1 protein-coding gene (only partly in view) is annotated in these 15,730 nt (G+C 68.7%); it reads right to left on the reverse strand.

Annotation, left to right across the window (positions count from 1 at the left end):
• Nucleotides 1–15,730, reverse strand: the 3' portion of a protein-coding gene (locus tag AC1PMG_RS10545; RefSeq protein WP_481108845.1) for an amino acid adenylation domain-containing protein. 560 nt of this gene lie beyond the right edge of the window; the window shows 15,730 of its 16,290 coding nt (coding positions 561–16,290); its start codon lies beyond the right edge, outside the window; it ends in the stop codon at nucleotides 1–3.

Here is a 15,730-nt window from a genome sequence, read left to right on the forward strand (position 1 = left end):
TCAGCCGTAGCGCTCCCAGAATCCCGGCACCGTGGCTTGCGATGGCGATGGCGATGGCGCCGCCGGCGCGTCGTCGATGGGCGCCATGCGCCGCGCCGTGTCCAGCGGCGGCAGCGCCACTCTGCGGAACACCGGCGGATCCAGCGGCATGCGCGCGGTGTCGTCGGCCGGCGCGGCCTCCACCAGCACGTGCGCGTTCGTACCGCCGTCAGCGAACGCGTTGATCGCCGCCACCCGAGGTGCGTCGTCCCACGCCCGCGCCTGACGCGTGAAGCGGAACGGCGATTGGGCGAAGTCGTAGTGTTCCATCGCCTCCTGCGCCGACAGGAACGGCACCCGTTCGCCGTGATGCAACATTAGCACCACCTTGATCAGGCTCGCTATCCCCTCCGCGCACAACGGGTGCCCGATGTTCGGCTTCATCGATCCCAACTCACACCACCCCTCGCCCTTCGGACGGTACACCGACTCGATCGCCCGCAGCTCCAGCAGGTCCGTCACCTCCGATCCCGAGCCGTTCACCTCCACGTGGCTCACCTGCCCCGCCGACAGGCCCGCGCGCTCCAGCGCGCGGCGCATCACCGCCTTCTGCGCCTGCACGTTCGGCGCCGTCGGACCCGCCGTGCGGCCGTCGTTGTTCACCGCCACCGCGCGGATCAGCCCGTAGATCCGGTCACCGTCCGCCCGCGCCTGCGCCTGCGTCTTCACCACCACCATCCCCACCCCTTCGCCCAGGATCGCCCCCTGCGCGCGGCGGTCGAACAGGTGGAAATGGCCGCGCTGCAGAATCCCCCGCCGCTCGAACATCCGCAGCGCCTCCGGCCCGCCCAGCAGGCTTACCCCGCCCACCAGCGCCGCCGTGATCTCGCCTGCGTGCAACGCCTGCGACGCCATCTGCAACGCCACCAGCGCCGACGAGCACGCCGTATCCACCACCAGGCTCGGACCGCGCAGGTCGAAAAACCGCGACACGTTCGACGCCAGGTAGTTCTGCCCCGTCGCCAGGATCGGGTTCGGCGCCTCCGCCAACCGCGCCGCGTCCGCCTGCACCTGCCCCCGCGCGCCCAGGTACACCCCCGTCGCCGTGCCCTTCAACTGCGCCGCCTCGTAGCCGGCGTGGTGCCACGCCTTCACGCTCTCCTCCAGCACCATCAGCCCCTGCCGGTCCATCGCCCGCGCATCCGCCGGCAACAGGTGGAAATACCCCGGGTCGAAATGCTCCACGTCCCCCAGCAGCCCCGCCCAATCGTCCTCCCGCGCCTGCGACCAGCGCGAGCTCGGCACCGGCGCGATCGCGCTGCGACCCTCCCGCAGCAACCGCCAGTAACCGTCCAGATCCTCCGCACCGGCGAATCGGCACGCCATCCCCACCACCGCCAGCAGCGCCGACCGATCGGCCGACGGCTCGACCGAGGCCACGGCCGGTACCTCGGCCGAAGCCACGGCCGGCACCTCGACTGGCACCTCTACCAGCGTCGCCGACAGCGCCGCCCCGTGATGCGCCACCAGCCACCCCGCGAACGCCTCGATCGTCGTGTGCTCGAACAGCAGCGACGGATCCAGCGTTGCGCCCACCCGACGGCCTATCGTCGCCATCGCCTGCATCAGCAACACCGAATCCACGCCGTAATCGGTCAGCGGTACGTCGATATCGAGGCGCCGCACGTCCATCTGCAACTGTTCGGCGAACAGCTCGCGCAACCAGTCGCGCACGTTCGTGGAGGCGTACTCGGTGGAAGACGCGCTTTTCGCCGCTTTCGTGTCGGTGCCGCTTCGCGTGGCCGGCGCGGGCTCGGGCCGCGGACGGGACATCAAGATGTCCGCGTCGAACCGCGCATCGTCCACCCGCAACGGCGCGACGACGCCACGCACGTCCGCCGCGATCAGCCGATCGAGCATCGCCAGCCCCTGCGCATCGTCGTGACTGAGCAGCCCCAGCTCGCCGTATGCGCGGCTGCGTACTTCGCCCATGCCGCTTTCCTTCCAACTGCCCCACTGCACGCTCAACAACGGCACCCCTGCCACCTGACCATCCTCCGCCACCGCGTCCATGTACGCGTTCGCCATCGCGTAATCCAACTGCCCGGCCGCCAGCGCCGGGGCGAGCGCGCTGATCGAGGAGAACGCCACGACGAATCGCACTCCCCGATGGTCGCGCAGGCACCGCAGCAGCGTATCCATGCCGGCCACCTTGGGCGCGAACACCGCGTCGAGGATCTTCCGCTGCTTATGGATGAAGGCGGGGGTCTCGGCATCGGCGAACCCGGCGCAGTGCACCACGCCCCCAATGGGGCCCATCGCGGCGCACAGTCGATGCATTGCTTCGCCCAACGCTGCGACATCCGAGAGGTCGACCGTTTCCACCGCGACCTCGGCACCAAGCGCCTCCAGCCGCCGGATCGCGCGAATTTTCCGACCGATCGCGGTCGGCGCCGAGGCGTGCGATTCCCAGTCGGACCGATCCGGGAACGCTTCGCGTCCGGTGAGCACCAGCCGCCGGACACCATGAGCACGCACGAAGTGTTGTGCGCAGGCGTAGCCGATCCCACGTACGCCACCGGTGATCCACAGCGCGTGCCCCGGCGACCAGTCCAACGGCGTCGGCGCGCCGACCTCCATGCCCGTAAGGCGCGCGACATGACGCGCGCCATCCAGGTAGCACACGTCCATGTCGGCACCGGCATCGGCGAGCTCGCGCACGCAACGTTCGATCCATGTCTGTTCCCCGTCACGTCGCAGCATGACGTGGGAAGCCTGGATACGGCGGTACTCGCCCGACAGCGTGCGAAAAAGCCCCGCAGGCAGGGTCGCGCCACGCGACACGGCGGCGTGGCCCTTGACTAGCGTGACGCCGAGCGCGCGGCCACCCGGGGCCATGCGCGCCGCCATCCACGCCTGCACGCAGGCGATCCATTCCGTGCCGGAACGCGGCGTGGCGTCGGCGACGAGGTGCACCAGGCTCTCGAAGTCACCCCATCGCACGTCGGCGACGGATACCTCGCGCACTAGGACCACCTCGGCTCGCCCGAGACTTGCCGCGAGCGCGGTCGCATCGTCGACGGTGTCCTCTTCGGCGAGAACGACGATGCGACCGTCCCGCACGTCGTTCGCCGACGACGGCGCGGGAACCCACTGCTTCCGCAGCACTCGCCACATCCCCTCCGCCGGCGACGCCGCACGCGGCTGATCGAGTCCGATCTCGCGGGCGCCGATCCAGTACCGTTCCTTCGCGAAGGGGTAGCCTGGTAGGCCCATCCGCCGCGGCGGAACGCCCGTGCCGGTGTAAAGGCCCTCCCAGTCCACCGTCAGTCCCTTGACCCAGTATCCGAGCAAGGCATCGAACTTTCGCTTGCCGATCCATGCCGCCACCGTGTCCCGCACATCGTCGTCGGCCAGGAGCGCCGCCAGAGCGTTCTTGCCCCGCCTGACCTCGTCGCGGTGGATGCCCGGCACGGTTTCCGCGCCGCCCCCACAGGCATGCAGACGGTCGCGCAGCATGGCCATGTCGTCGGCAACGAACGCGAGCCGGAACGCCATCGCTTCGCGTCCCACCTGGAGCGTGTACGCGACATCGGCGAGGAACTCGTCGTCGAGGTCGCGGACGGCCTCGCGCAACCGCACCACGCACAGGTCGAGCGCCTCGGCGGTCTGCGCCGACAGCACGATAGCGAACGGACCGCGCGCGGTCGAACGGGCGACGTCGGCGACGTATTCCTCGACGATCAGGTGTGCGTTCGATCCGCCCGCGCCGAACGAGGAAATGCCTGCACGGCGGGGGGACTCGACGCCCGCCTCATCGACCTGGCGGGGCCATGGCGCGCGCGCGCGCTGCACGACGAACGGCGTCGTGGCGAAATCGATGAAGGGATTAAGGCTTTCCGAGTGGAGGCTGGGCACCCGTTCGCCGTGCCGCATCTGCAGCAGCACCTTCGCCAACGCAGCCATGCCGGCGGCGCTTTCGGCATGGCCGATGTTGGATTTCACCGAGCCGATGGCGCAGAAGCCCACGTCCTTGGTTTGCGTGCGGAATGCCTGGGTGAGTCCGGTGATTTCAATGGGATCCCCCAGGGAAGTACCGGTGCCATGCGCCTCGACGTAGCCGATCGAGCGCGCGGGCACGCCGCTGGATGCCAGCACGCCGGCGATCAGACGGGCCTGCTGGACCGAATTGGGTACCGCGTAACCGTTCGTCTTGCCGCCGTGGTTCACGGCGCTGCCGCGTATCACGCCGAGAATGCGGTCGCGGTCGGCGATCGCCCCCGACAGCCGCTTCAGCACGACGGCACCCACACCCTCGCTGGGCACGTAACCGTCGCCCCCTTCGCCGAAGCTGCGGCAGCGCCCGTCGCTGGAAAGAAAGCGCCCCTGAGCGAGCATCAGGTACTTGTTCGGATGCACCGTGACATTGACGCCGCCAGCCAGGGCCATGTCGCACTGTCCCTGGCGCAGGCTGTCGCAGGCGAGGTGGATGGCGGTGAGCGAAGAAGAGCACATCGTGTCCACTGCGAGGCTCGGTCCGTGCAGGTCGAGGAAGTACGACACGCGGTTGGCGATGGACGACGGGCTGCCGCTCAGGGACAGCCCGTGTCCAAGCGCCTGCGCCTGCGCGCCATAGAGCTGGTATTCCTCGTACATCACGCCGACGAACACGCCGACGGCGCTTTCGCCATCCCCGGCCGGGTCGCGCAGGGTCTGACGCGCATACCCGGCATCTTCCACCGCGTGGTAGGCGCACTGCAGGAACAGGCGCTCCTGCGGGTCCATGACCCTCGCCTCGACCGGCGAGATGCGGAAGAACAGCGGATCGAATTCGTCCACGCCATCGAGGAAGCCGCCCCAGCGACCGTACGTCTTGCCGATCGTGCCCCGCTCGTCGTCGAGATAGCGAAAGTGGTCCCAGCGTTCCGCCGGAACCTCGCCGATACCGTCGCGTCCTTCGCGCAGGTTGTGCCAGAAGGCATCGAGGTCGTCGGCGCCTGGATAGCGGCCGCTCATGCCGATGATCGCGATGTCGTCGCGGACGACAGGGGGCGGGCGCGTATCCCCGACCGCTGCCGGTGTCGCTGCTTCGATGCGCGGCGCCTCCGTCGCAACGACCGCGGAGTGCGGTGCTGCCACGGCGCGCGAGGCGGACGGCGATGGTCCCAGCAAGTCGATCAGTCGCGACCGGTGGGCGGTCGCCAGGTGGCGTGCCAATGAGGCCAGCGTCTGGTGTTCGAAGAACAGCGTCTTGGACAGCGAGCCAAAGCGGCGCTCGAGCGCCGCGGTCAGGTCGAGGGCGAGGATCGAGTCCAGGCCATAGCGTTCGAAAGGAGCGTCGGCCTCGATCCGCTCGGGCGGCAACCGCAGGGTGTCGGACAACACCTCCTTTACATAGGCGAGCACGTCGCGCTCGAATGCGCGCTCGTCGGTCACGCGGCCGGGAGACGGTTCGGTCGATGCCGCTACCGGTTCGGCAGGCTCCGACGATACGCGCGCCCTCTCGGCCGCGTCATTGTCCAGCCGCAATACGTGGACGCGCGCGTGATGCGTCGACAGCGCGGCGTAGAACGCCTCGATGCCGTCCTTCGCAGCCAGGGGCACGCGCCCCTCGGCGCGCTGCATGCGTTCCACCGCGTCGGGCACGCGCATGCCGCCATCGGCCCATAACGGCCAGCCGATGGAAAGTGTCCGACCATGACGTTCACCACGGTTCACGCGCTCGTGTCGCCACGTTGCGTAGGCGTCGAGGCCGGCGTTCGCCGCGGCGTAATCGGCCTGCCCCACGTTGCCGTAAAGCCCGCTGGTGGATGAGAAGAACACGAAGAAGTCCAGCGGCATGTCGCTCAGGGCCTCGTCGAGATGAACCGCCGCGGCCAGCTTCGCGCCCATGACGGCGGCGTGGTCGCCACGCGTTTTCTTTGCGAGGAATTCGTCGCGGATCACGCCCGCCGCATGGATAACGCCGTCGACGCGACCGTGCCGCTGAAGCACCTCGGCGACGAGGCCCGCCGTCGCGGCGCGATCGGTGAGATCCGTACGGAAATACTCAACCTTGCCCCCCCGCTCCCGCCAGATCGCCAGCGCTGCCTCGTCCACGATGGAGCGACCTACCAGCAGCACGCGCGCGGAGGGCTGGCGTAGCAGAATCTCGTTCGCGAATATCCTGCCGAGCCCGCCCATACCCCCTGCGATGACATAGACGCCGTCCGGCTTCCAGGGCGCGGTGCCCGATGGCGTGTCCAGCAAGGCGACATGTTCCACGCGACGAACGCCGCCCTCATGCCGCACGATGTCGTGACGATCCGCGGCATCCCGCTCGAGCAGGGCTACCACCGCCTCGGGAGACAGGTCCGGTTCCATCTGTACGACCTGCCCGCGCAGCAGCGGCTGTTCCAGGTGCGCCGTGCGAAGCAAGCCGGCAAGTCCGCTGGCCATCGCGTCGTCGACCGGCGCGACGACCTGCACCAACGTCGGAGCGTCGATACCCGCGCGAAAGATGCCTTGCAGGTAGTCGGTCACTCGCCAGGCGAGGTCCTCGTATCGTTCGGCGACATGCGTGCCGTCCGAATTCAGCCAGGCGCATGCGACGCCTTCACGCGTCAGCGCGCGTTCCGTGGCGTCCGCGCCGGATGGCCGCGCGGGCCACAGTACATGGCGGCGCTCGTCCGAAGGCGACGAGGCACAGGCATCGGCCTCCCGCCATGCGAACCCCAGGTAGCTGGTAGTGGCCGGTTGCGTCGCCGGTCGCGCGCTCAGCCGGTCAAGTACTACGCAGACGTTGCCGGCGTCGTCACAGATGCGTACCTGCAAGGTCGGAAGTTCAGGCGTACTTCCCGGCGCCTCGCGCAGCAAGGCGTAGGCGAACTCGCCGGGTTCGCAGTGGATCGATACGCTTTCCAGAGCGTAAGGCACCCATGCGTGGCCGGCCGTCCGGGCGTCGGACCACAGCGCGACGGAGGCATGCAAGGCGCCGTCCAGCAGCGAGGGATGCAAGCGCCACGACGAGACGCCTTCACGTGCTTCCTCGGGCAACGCGAGACGGGCGAGCACGCAACGCGCGCCGCTTTCGTCCACGCCGATCGCCGCCCACGCCAGGGCACGCAGCGCGGGACCGTAATTCAGGCCCGCCGACGCGAGCCGCCGATACGCCTCGGTGCCGTCGATCCGTGCGCCGGTGGAGGCTTCGATCGCCAGCAGATCCACGGCGGCGGGCGACGCCCCGTTCGTCCAGCGTCCGGTGCCGCGCGCGTGTATCCGTCGAACCCCATGTCCGGAGATTCCGTACAGGTCGAAGCCGACGTCTTCGTCGGTCACCCTGGTCAGATCGAGCCGCAAGGTGGCTGGCGTATCGAGCACGGCCAGCGGACGCACCCACGCCACGTGCTTCAGGCACCATGCCATGCCGCGCGACGGTGGCGCGCCGCCGCCGTCGCGCAACGCGGCGAGCGCCATCTCCAGATAAGCCACGCCGGGAACCACCGGCGTGCCGTGCACGCGATGATCGCGGAGAAAGAACTCTCTTCCACTGAACGTGGCGGCATAGCGCTGTCCGTCCACGTCGGACTCTTTGGCGTGCAGCAACGGGTGGGCCGGCGTCTCCCTTGCGCCGGTCACGCCCTCCGGTTGAGCGCCTTCGATCCAGTAATGCTCGCGGGCGAAGGGATAGGTCGGCAACGCCATGCGCCGGGGCGCGGAGGTACCGAACAACGTCGGCCAGGGCAATGCATAACCCTGGCAGAACAGGTCGGCCAGCGCGTGCAACGCCTCGTCCGCGTCTTCGCGCGGCGGCGGCGCCATGGCAGCCAATGTGCCAAGCAACTGGCGGCCCAGCGTCGACACCGCCTTCTGGCCCACGAATTCGTGGGGCACCACGCCACGGAAGACGCGCGGCGCGCGCTCCCCTTTGGCGGCGCGTTCGAGCAGACCGATCGCATCGTCCGCGTCCTGTGCGACCACCACGCAGCGGTGGGCGAACGGTTGCCGACCGCACAGCAGCGTGTAGCCCAACGAACGCAACGCCGCCGCGCTCCACGTGCGTTCCCGCAGAGCCCTCGCCAGGGCCGCCAGCCGCTCGCGCAGGGCCTCCTCGCTTTTCGCCGACACCGCCAGCAGCCAGTAGGCCGGACCGCCCTCGTCCGCCAACGCCGGCGTCTCGTATTCGCGTACCAGCATGTGCGCGTTCGTGCCGCTCATCCCGAACGCGCTTACCGCCGCCACGCGCGGCGTCGCCGATACCCACTCCCGCCGTTCGCGATTGACCTCGAACGCGCTACGCGACCAGTCGATGTAATCGCTGCGCTCCTCGCAATACAGGCTCGGCGGGATCGTCCGCTGCGTCAGCGCCTGCACCGCGCACACCAGGTTCACCAGACCCGCCGCCGCGAACGCGTGGCCCACCGCGCCCTTCACCGAGGTGAGTGCGCAGAAGCCCGCCGCCTGCGCCGTCGCGCCGAACACCTCGTCCAGTGCATTGATCTCCACCGGGTCGCCCAGCCGCGTGCCCGTGCCGTGCGTCACCACGTAACCGATCTGGTGCGGATCGACCTTCGCCCGTGCCTGCACCTCGCCGATCAGTTCGGCCTGCGCCGCCCCATTCGGCGCCGTGATGCCGTTGGTCCGGCCGTCGTAGTTGATCCCACTGCCCACGATCACCGCTTGGATCGGGTCGCCGTCGGCCTGGGCCCGCGACAACCGCTTGAGTACCACGGCCACCACCGCCTCGCCCGGCACCAGGCCGTTCGCCCGCCGGTCGAACGCGCGGCAGCGGCCATCCTCCGACAGCATCCCCGCCTGGCTCATGCCCCACCACGCGTGCGGGGTCAGCATCAGGTTCACCGCCGCGGCGATCGCCGTGTCGCAGTCGCCCGCGCGCAGGCTCTGGCACGCCTGGTGCGCCGCCACGAGGCCCGACGAGCACGACGTGTTGATCGCCATCGCCGGCCCGCGCAGATTGAGGAAATACGACAGGCGCGAAGCGAGGATCGCATCGTGATTGCTCGTCAGCGTGCCTTGGCTTCCCGCGATCTGCTGGTATTCGCCCTGCTCCACACCGACGAACACGCCTGTTCTCGAATGCTCCCGCTGGCGATCGCCATAAGCCGCGTTCTCCAGCGCGTTCCATGCTTCCTGCATGAGCAGGCGCTGCCGCGGGTCCATGCCCAGCGCTTCGCGCGGCGAGATGTCGAAGAACAGCGGATCGAACTCCGCCACGCCGGGTAACGCGCCGAGCCATTTACCGAGGATGGTCCGGTTCGCGTACGGCTCCCGCCAATCGAACCGCTCCAGGGGGATCTCCTCGATGGCGCTGCGCCCCTCGACGAGCAGGCTCCAGAAGGCTCCGATGTCGCGTGCCTGCGGAAAGCGGCCGCTCATGCCGATGATCGCGATGGGCTCGGCGATGTCTTCCGCCGGTTCGCGCGGAAGAACGGGCTTCGCGTCGACGTTAGCCGTCGAGGTGGCGATGGATACCGTGTCCGCGCGCGATGCACTGTCCCGGCGATAGAACGCGTCCATGCGTGGCGCATGCACGGCCAGGAGATGGGTGGCGATCTTATCGATCGTCGAATACGTGAAGAACAACGCGGGCGTGAAGGCGATGCCGAAATGGCGACCCAGGTGGCGCGACCACTGTGCCAGGGTGATGGAATCGAAACCGAAGTCGGTGAGGTTGTCGTGCAGCGTGACCTTGTCGTCGGCGAGCCTGAGCAGTTCCGCCACCTGCCGCCTGAGATCGTCGCGCAGCGATTCCTCCACGGTCAGGCCGCGCCACGACGGTTCTCCACTCGGCAGCGTGAGGACCGGGGCGCGCAGTTCCGCGGCAGGCATGTCGCGCAAGCCCAGGGTTCGCTCGATACGCGAGCGGTCACCCGCCATCACCACGTAATGCGCGGAAGGATCGGCCAGGCAACGCTCGAGGATGTCGAGCCCCTCGTTCGCCTCGAGCGCATGCAATCCGCTCGATCGCAGGTACGTGCGCCGGCCGTCCTCGTCACCGCCACGCATGCCTTCGGCCCAGGCGGGCCAGTCGATCGCCACGCGGCGTATGCCGTCGGCGGACGACATGCGGTCGGCCCACGCCATCTGGAAGCGGTTGCCGATGGCGTAGTCGCCGCCGCCGAAGTCGCCCAGCACGGCGGACGTCGAACTGAAGTAACAGATGAACGCCGGCGCGTGCTCGCGCAGCACCCCGTCGAGCACCTCGGTGCCACGCATCTTCGGCGCCAGTACCCGCGCGAACGCCTGCGCCGTTTTCTCCAGGATCGAACCCTCGCCGATCACGCCCGCCAGGTGGAATACGCCGTCGATCGGTCCGAAACGTTCGACTGCCGTCGCCGCGCAGGCGCGCATCGCCGCCTCGTCGGTGACGTCTGCCGCCACGTAGATCAAGCGGCCTTCGCTGCCTTCGAGCAGCCCCGCCCGCTGCGCGTCGTCCAGCGCGCGCCGACCGCTGAGCACCACCCGTGCCGCGTGGCGTTCGATGAGGTGCCGCGCCACCCGCGCGCCCAATCCACCCGCGCCGCCCGTGATCCAGTACACCCCACCCCGCCGGATGACCGACGGGCCGGTCGGCAGCGACCGTTCCTCGATCCGTAGCTCGTGCCGTCCGTCACGCGCGTGACGCACGCTGCGCAGCGTCGCCGTGCCCAGTTCCGCACGCACCCGCCCGACCCACGACCGGACCGACGCCTCGTCCCCGAGGTGTCCTTCATTCAACATCACACCCAGCGAACGCTCCGGTGCCAGCACCCGAAGCGAACGCTCCAGGCCGATCCACGACTCGGCGTGTGCCTGCGAGCGCGCATCGTCGTACGCCACGCACAGCAAAAGGTGATCGCAGGCAATGCCGGCGGCGGCGAATGCCTGCGCGAAGCGCAGCGCGTTCATCGTGGCGACCTCGTCCGCGGCCCGCGACATCCCCCCGGCATACACGATCGCATCGAACGCACCATGCCGCGTAGCAGCCTCGACGAGCGCGCGCTGCCAGCCGTCCGCGTCGGTATCGCCCGGGCCAATTGCGACCACGCCTTCGTCGGCGTCGCGTGTTCGCCAGGCCTGCGCGCAGAGGTCGGCCAGCGAAGCCTCGGGTGCCACCAGCAGTACGCGACGAACGACCGTCGACACCTGCTTCGCATCGACAGGAATCCAGGCTTCGCGCGCCGTCACGATGTCCACCGCCGCATCGGTCGTCACGGCGAGCGACGCGGGCGGCGTCGCGCCACCGATCCAGTAATCCTGTCGATCGAAAGGATACGTCGGCAACGACATGCGTCGAGGCGGCCGCTCGCGATGGAGTCGCTTCCAGTCGAATGCCACGCCGCTCACCCACGCTTCGGGCAAGAGCCTCGTCGCACCGCCACCCAGCCACGCATCCAGCGCCCGCCTGGCACGTTCTTCGCTCGCCGCCTTCGTTCCGTTCCCGTGCTCCGCATCGCCGAGGCACACGCCGTCGACCGCCGTTTCGCCGGCGATGTGGCGCCGCAACCTGTCGCGGGCCTCGTCGAGGGAGGTCGCGACCACGGCCAGGCGATACCTCATCTCTTCGCGACCGTTCTGCAGGGTGAACGCGATGCGGTCCAGTGTCGCCTGGCCGTTCGCGTCTTCGTCGATACCGTCCAGAAACGAAAGCATCGCCCGCGCATACGCATCCCGCTGCGGTTCGCCGCGCGCGGAAAGGGGCAGCAATCGTGGCGCCGCGTCGGCGGGTTGTGCCGCATCGGGCGGCTCGATCCATTCCTCGAAGATCGCGTGCGCATTGGTACCGCCGATGCCGAACGAACTCAAGGCCGCGCGACGCGGCGTGGTCCCCGCCGGCCAGTCGGCCAGTCGGTCGACCACGTGGAACGGCGAGCCCGCCAGATCGATACGCGCATTGGCCGCCTTGAAGTGGAGAGTCGGCGGGATGCGCGCGTGAACGAGGCTCAGTATGACCTTCAGGCAACCGGCGAGCCCGGCGGCCGTGTCCAGATGGCCCATGTTGCTCTTGATCGAACCGAGCCCGCAGAAGCCCACACGGTCAGTATGCCGCCGGTACGCCTCGCACAAAGCGCCGAACTCGACGGGATCGCCCAGCGGCGTGCCGGTGCCGTGGGCCTCGACATAGCCGATGCTTTCCACATCGATGCCCGTCGTGCGCAGCAGCGAGTCGATGACCGCCGCCTGTCCCGCCGCCCCTGGCGCATAGAAACCCGCCTTGTCAGCGCCGTCGTTGTTCAGCGCGATACCACGCAGCAACGCGTAGACGTGATCGCCGTCGGCGATCGCCTCGTCGGCGCGCTTGAGCAGGAGCACGGCGACCCCCTCCCCGGACACCATCCCGTCGGCGTCGCGGTCAAATGCCTTGAGATGGCCATCGCTGGAGAAATGCAGCCCCGGCTGATGCAGGTAACCCAGCGGCGCGTAAGGCAGGATCGTGGCGGCGCCGACCAGCGCGCGCGTCGATTCGCCGCTGACGATGCTGCGATAGGCGCATGCCAGCGCGGTGAGCGACGACGAGCAGTTCGAGTGCACGAAGAGGCTGGGTCCCGTAAGCCCCAGCTTGTGCGACACCAGGGTGGGCAACGTGCCCGGCTGGGCCCATATCCAGCTTACGTATTCGTCCGAGCGCTCCAGTACCGCCTTCGCCTGCGTGAACGCGGCCGCGTGGTAGAAGGTCGAACTGGCCGACATGAATACGGCGGTATCGGGGATGTCCGACGCACGATAACCGGCATCCTCGACCGCGCGCCACGCGTGCTCCAGAAGGTGTCGCGCCTGCGGATCCATGAGTTGCGCGTCGCGTGCCGTCACACGAAAGAATGCGGCATCGAACGATGCCTTTCCCTCAATGGTGGCACGGGCACCGACGTAGCCGGGATCGGCCAGCAGATCGTCGGGCACGCCGGCGTGCCGCGCCTGGGCCGGCGACAGGAATTCGATGGTCTCCCGTCCATTGTGCAGGTTGTCCCATAGCGCGGCGATGTCTTCGGCGCCAGGCACGTGCGCGGACGCGCCGATGATGGCGACGCAGTCGGCGTAGGACTGTACGGGCGGCGACCGTTCGGTCGCCGTATCCATCGGCACTGTGGCGGGTTCTTCGCTCGTTCCGACCACCTGGCGAAGCCGGACAGCCATGCTCCGTACTGTTGGATGACGGAAGAGGTCGGTGACGCGAAACGACGGGTCGAGCGACTCCGCCACCCGGCGCGCGACGGCGACCGCGAGTATGGAATCGCCACCTGCATCGAAGAAGCCGGTGCGTGGATCGATGTCGGCACGCCCAAGGACGTCTTCCCAGATGCGCGAAAGTTGGGTTTCCAGGTCGCCGGACGATGCACCGCCGGCATGCCCGGACGCCCGCGTGGTCGCGCCATCCATGAGCGCGCGTCGATCAAGCTTGCCGTTGGCGGTGAGTGGCAGGCGATCCCAGGCTTCGATCGTTGTCGGCACCATGTGGTCTGGCAAGGCCTCACGCAGGGCGGCGCGCATCCTTTGCGCATCGAGCATGACGCCATCGGGAGCACGTACGCAGGCGACGAGGTTCTTGAGTCCGTCACGTTCGCGAACCACCACCGCGCATTCGCGCGCCCACCGGGTGGCGAGCACGGCCGATTCGATCTCGCCCGGCTCGATGCGCACGCCGCGGATCTTCACCTGATGGTCGATCCGCCCAAGGTACTCGATCCGGCCGTCCTCATCGCGACGGGCGAGGTCGCCGGTGCGATAGATGCGTGCCCCGGGGGTCGCGCCGAAGGGATCGGGCACGAAAGCCGCTGCCGTCAGGGCGGCGCGGTGCCGGTACCCTCGTGCGAGACCGATGCCGCCCAGGTAGAGCTCACCCGTGGCGCCCGGCGCGACCGGGCGCAACCGCTCGTCGAGGATGTGCGTTTGCGTGTTCCAGATCGGCGCACCGATCGGCACGCAGGGCGACGCATGGTTGGCGCGGCACTCGAAAGACGTGACGTCGATCGCCGCTTCCGTGGGGCCGTACAGGTTGTGCAGACGGATGTCCGGGTAAGCGTCGAAGCATCGCGTCACCAGCGACGAGGTCAGTGCCTCGCCGCTGCAGATCACGTGACGCAGCGACGGGCATCCCCCGCCGTCCGGGGACTGGGCCAGGAACGCTGCGAACATCGACGGGACGAAATGCAGCACGGTGATCGCCCGCTCGCGGATCGTTTCGCGCAAGTAGTGCGCGTCGCGATGGCCGTCGGGGCGGGCCAGTACCAGGGTGGCGCCCCTCATCAGCGGCCAGAGGAATTCCCACACCGATACGTCGAACGTGTAAGGGGTCTTCTGAAGCACGCGATCGTCCGCGCCGATGCGGTAGGTCTCTTGCATCCAGAGCAGCCGGTTCAGCAGCGCCGCGTGCGAGGTTTCCACGCCCTTGGGTTTGCCGGTCGAGCCGGAGGTGTAAATGACGTACGCCAGGTCAGCCGCCGACGCACGCGGTAGCGGATCGGACGAGGGTCGCGTGCCAAAGGCGTCGGGCTCGACCAGGCACAACGGGGTCGAGCCCGCGGCACGGGCCAGCGCGAGCTCCATCGATGGCGCAGTCGCCACGACGGCGACGCGGGCGTCCGCGATCAGTTCGCGCAGGCGCGCTTCCGGTGCACTCACGTCGAGGGGAAGATAGGCCGCACCGGCCTTCAGCGTCCCCACCAGGGCGACGACAAGCTCCAGCGAACGTTCGAAGAAGAGACCCACGACCGCGCCGGGACCCACGCCACGGGCGATCAGTTCGTGCGCGAAACGGTTGGCGCGCTCGTTGAGCCCGGCATACGACATCGACATGTCGTCCAGCGATGCCGCGACCGCACCCGGCGTCTGGCGGACCTGTTCCTCGAAGAACTCGTGTACCAGGCGCCGCGTGTCGATCGGTACGTCGGGACCCCTCGCGACGTCCGTGATATCGTCGTCGGTGAGCGCGCGGTCCGGATCGTCGGTGATCTGCCCGGCGAGCGCGACGAGGTCGCGGCCCAGGCGTTCGATGGTGGCGGCGCGGAACACGTCCGCCGCATATTCCCAGCGGACGGCCAGCCCGCCTTCGTGCTCGAAGAATTCGAGCGACAGGTCGAATTTCGCACCGTGACGGCCGATCGCAACGGGGGACAACGTCACGTCGGGGAAAGCCGGCAGCGTCGCATCGGCCTGCTGCAGCACGACCATCGCCTGGAACAGCGACGACCGCGCGAGATCTCCCTGCACGTGGGTTTCCGCCACCACGCGCTCGAAGGGAACGTCCTGGTTCGCGTACGCATCGAGCGCCGTTTGCCGGACCGCCCGCAGGAGTTCCCGGAACGTCGGCACCCCATCCAGGCGCGTGCGCAGCAGCACGGTATTGGCGAAATAACCCACCAGGTCTTCCGTCTGCCGCGCGGTGCGGCTGGCGACCGGCGTGCCGACGGTCACCTCGCGCTGCCCGCTCCAGCGGGACAGCAACCGTTGCACCATCGCGACCAGCAACATGAACAGCGTGGCGCCTTCGGCGCGCGCGAGTTCGCGCAGGCCCTCTGCGACCTTGGGCGACAGCGCGGTGAACGACTGTTCGCCCGCGAAACCAGGCTGTTCAGGACGAGGGGTGTCCGCGGGCAGCGGCGTACGGGGTAACCCGGCGAGCCGGGCTTTCCAGAACGCCAGTTGGTCGGCCGTCGCCTCATCGCCCAACCGTGCACGCTGCCATAGCGCGAAGTCCGCGTACTGGATATCGAGGTCGGGCAACTCGGGCGGTTCGTTGGCGATGGCGGCACGGTAGAACGCAGCGAGGTCCCTC

Source organism: Xanthomonas sp. NCPPB 2250, assembly GCF_056725265.1.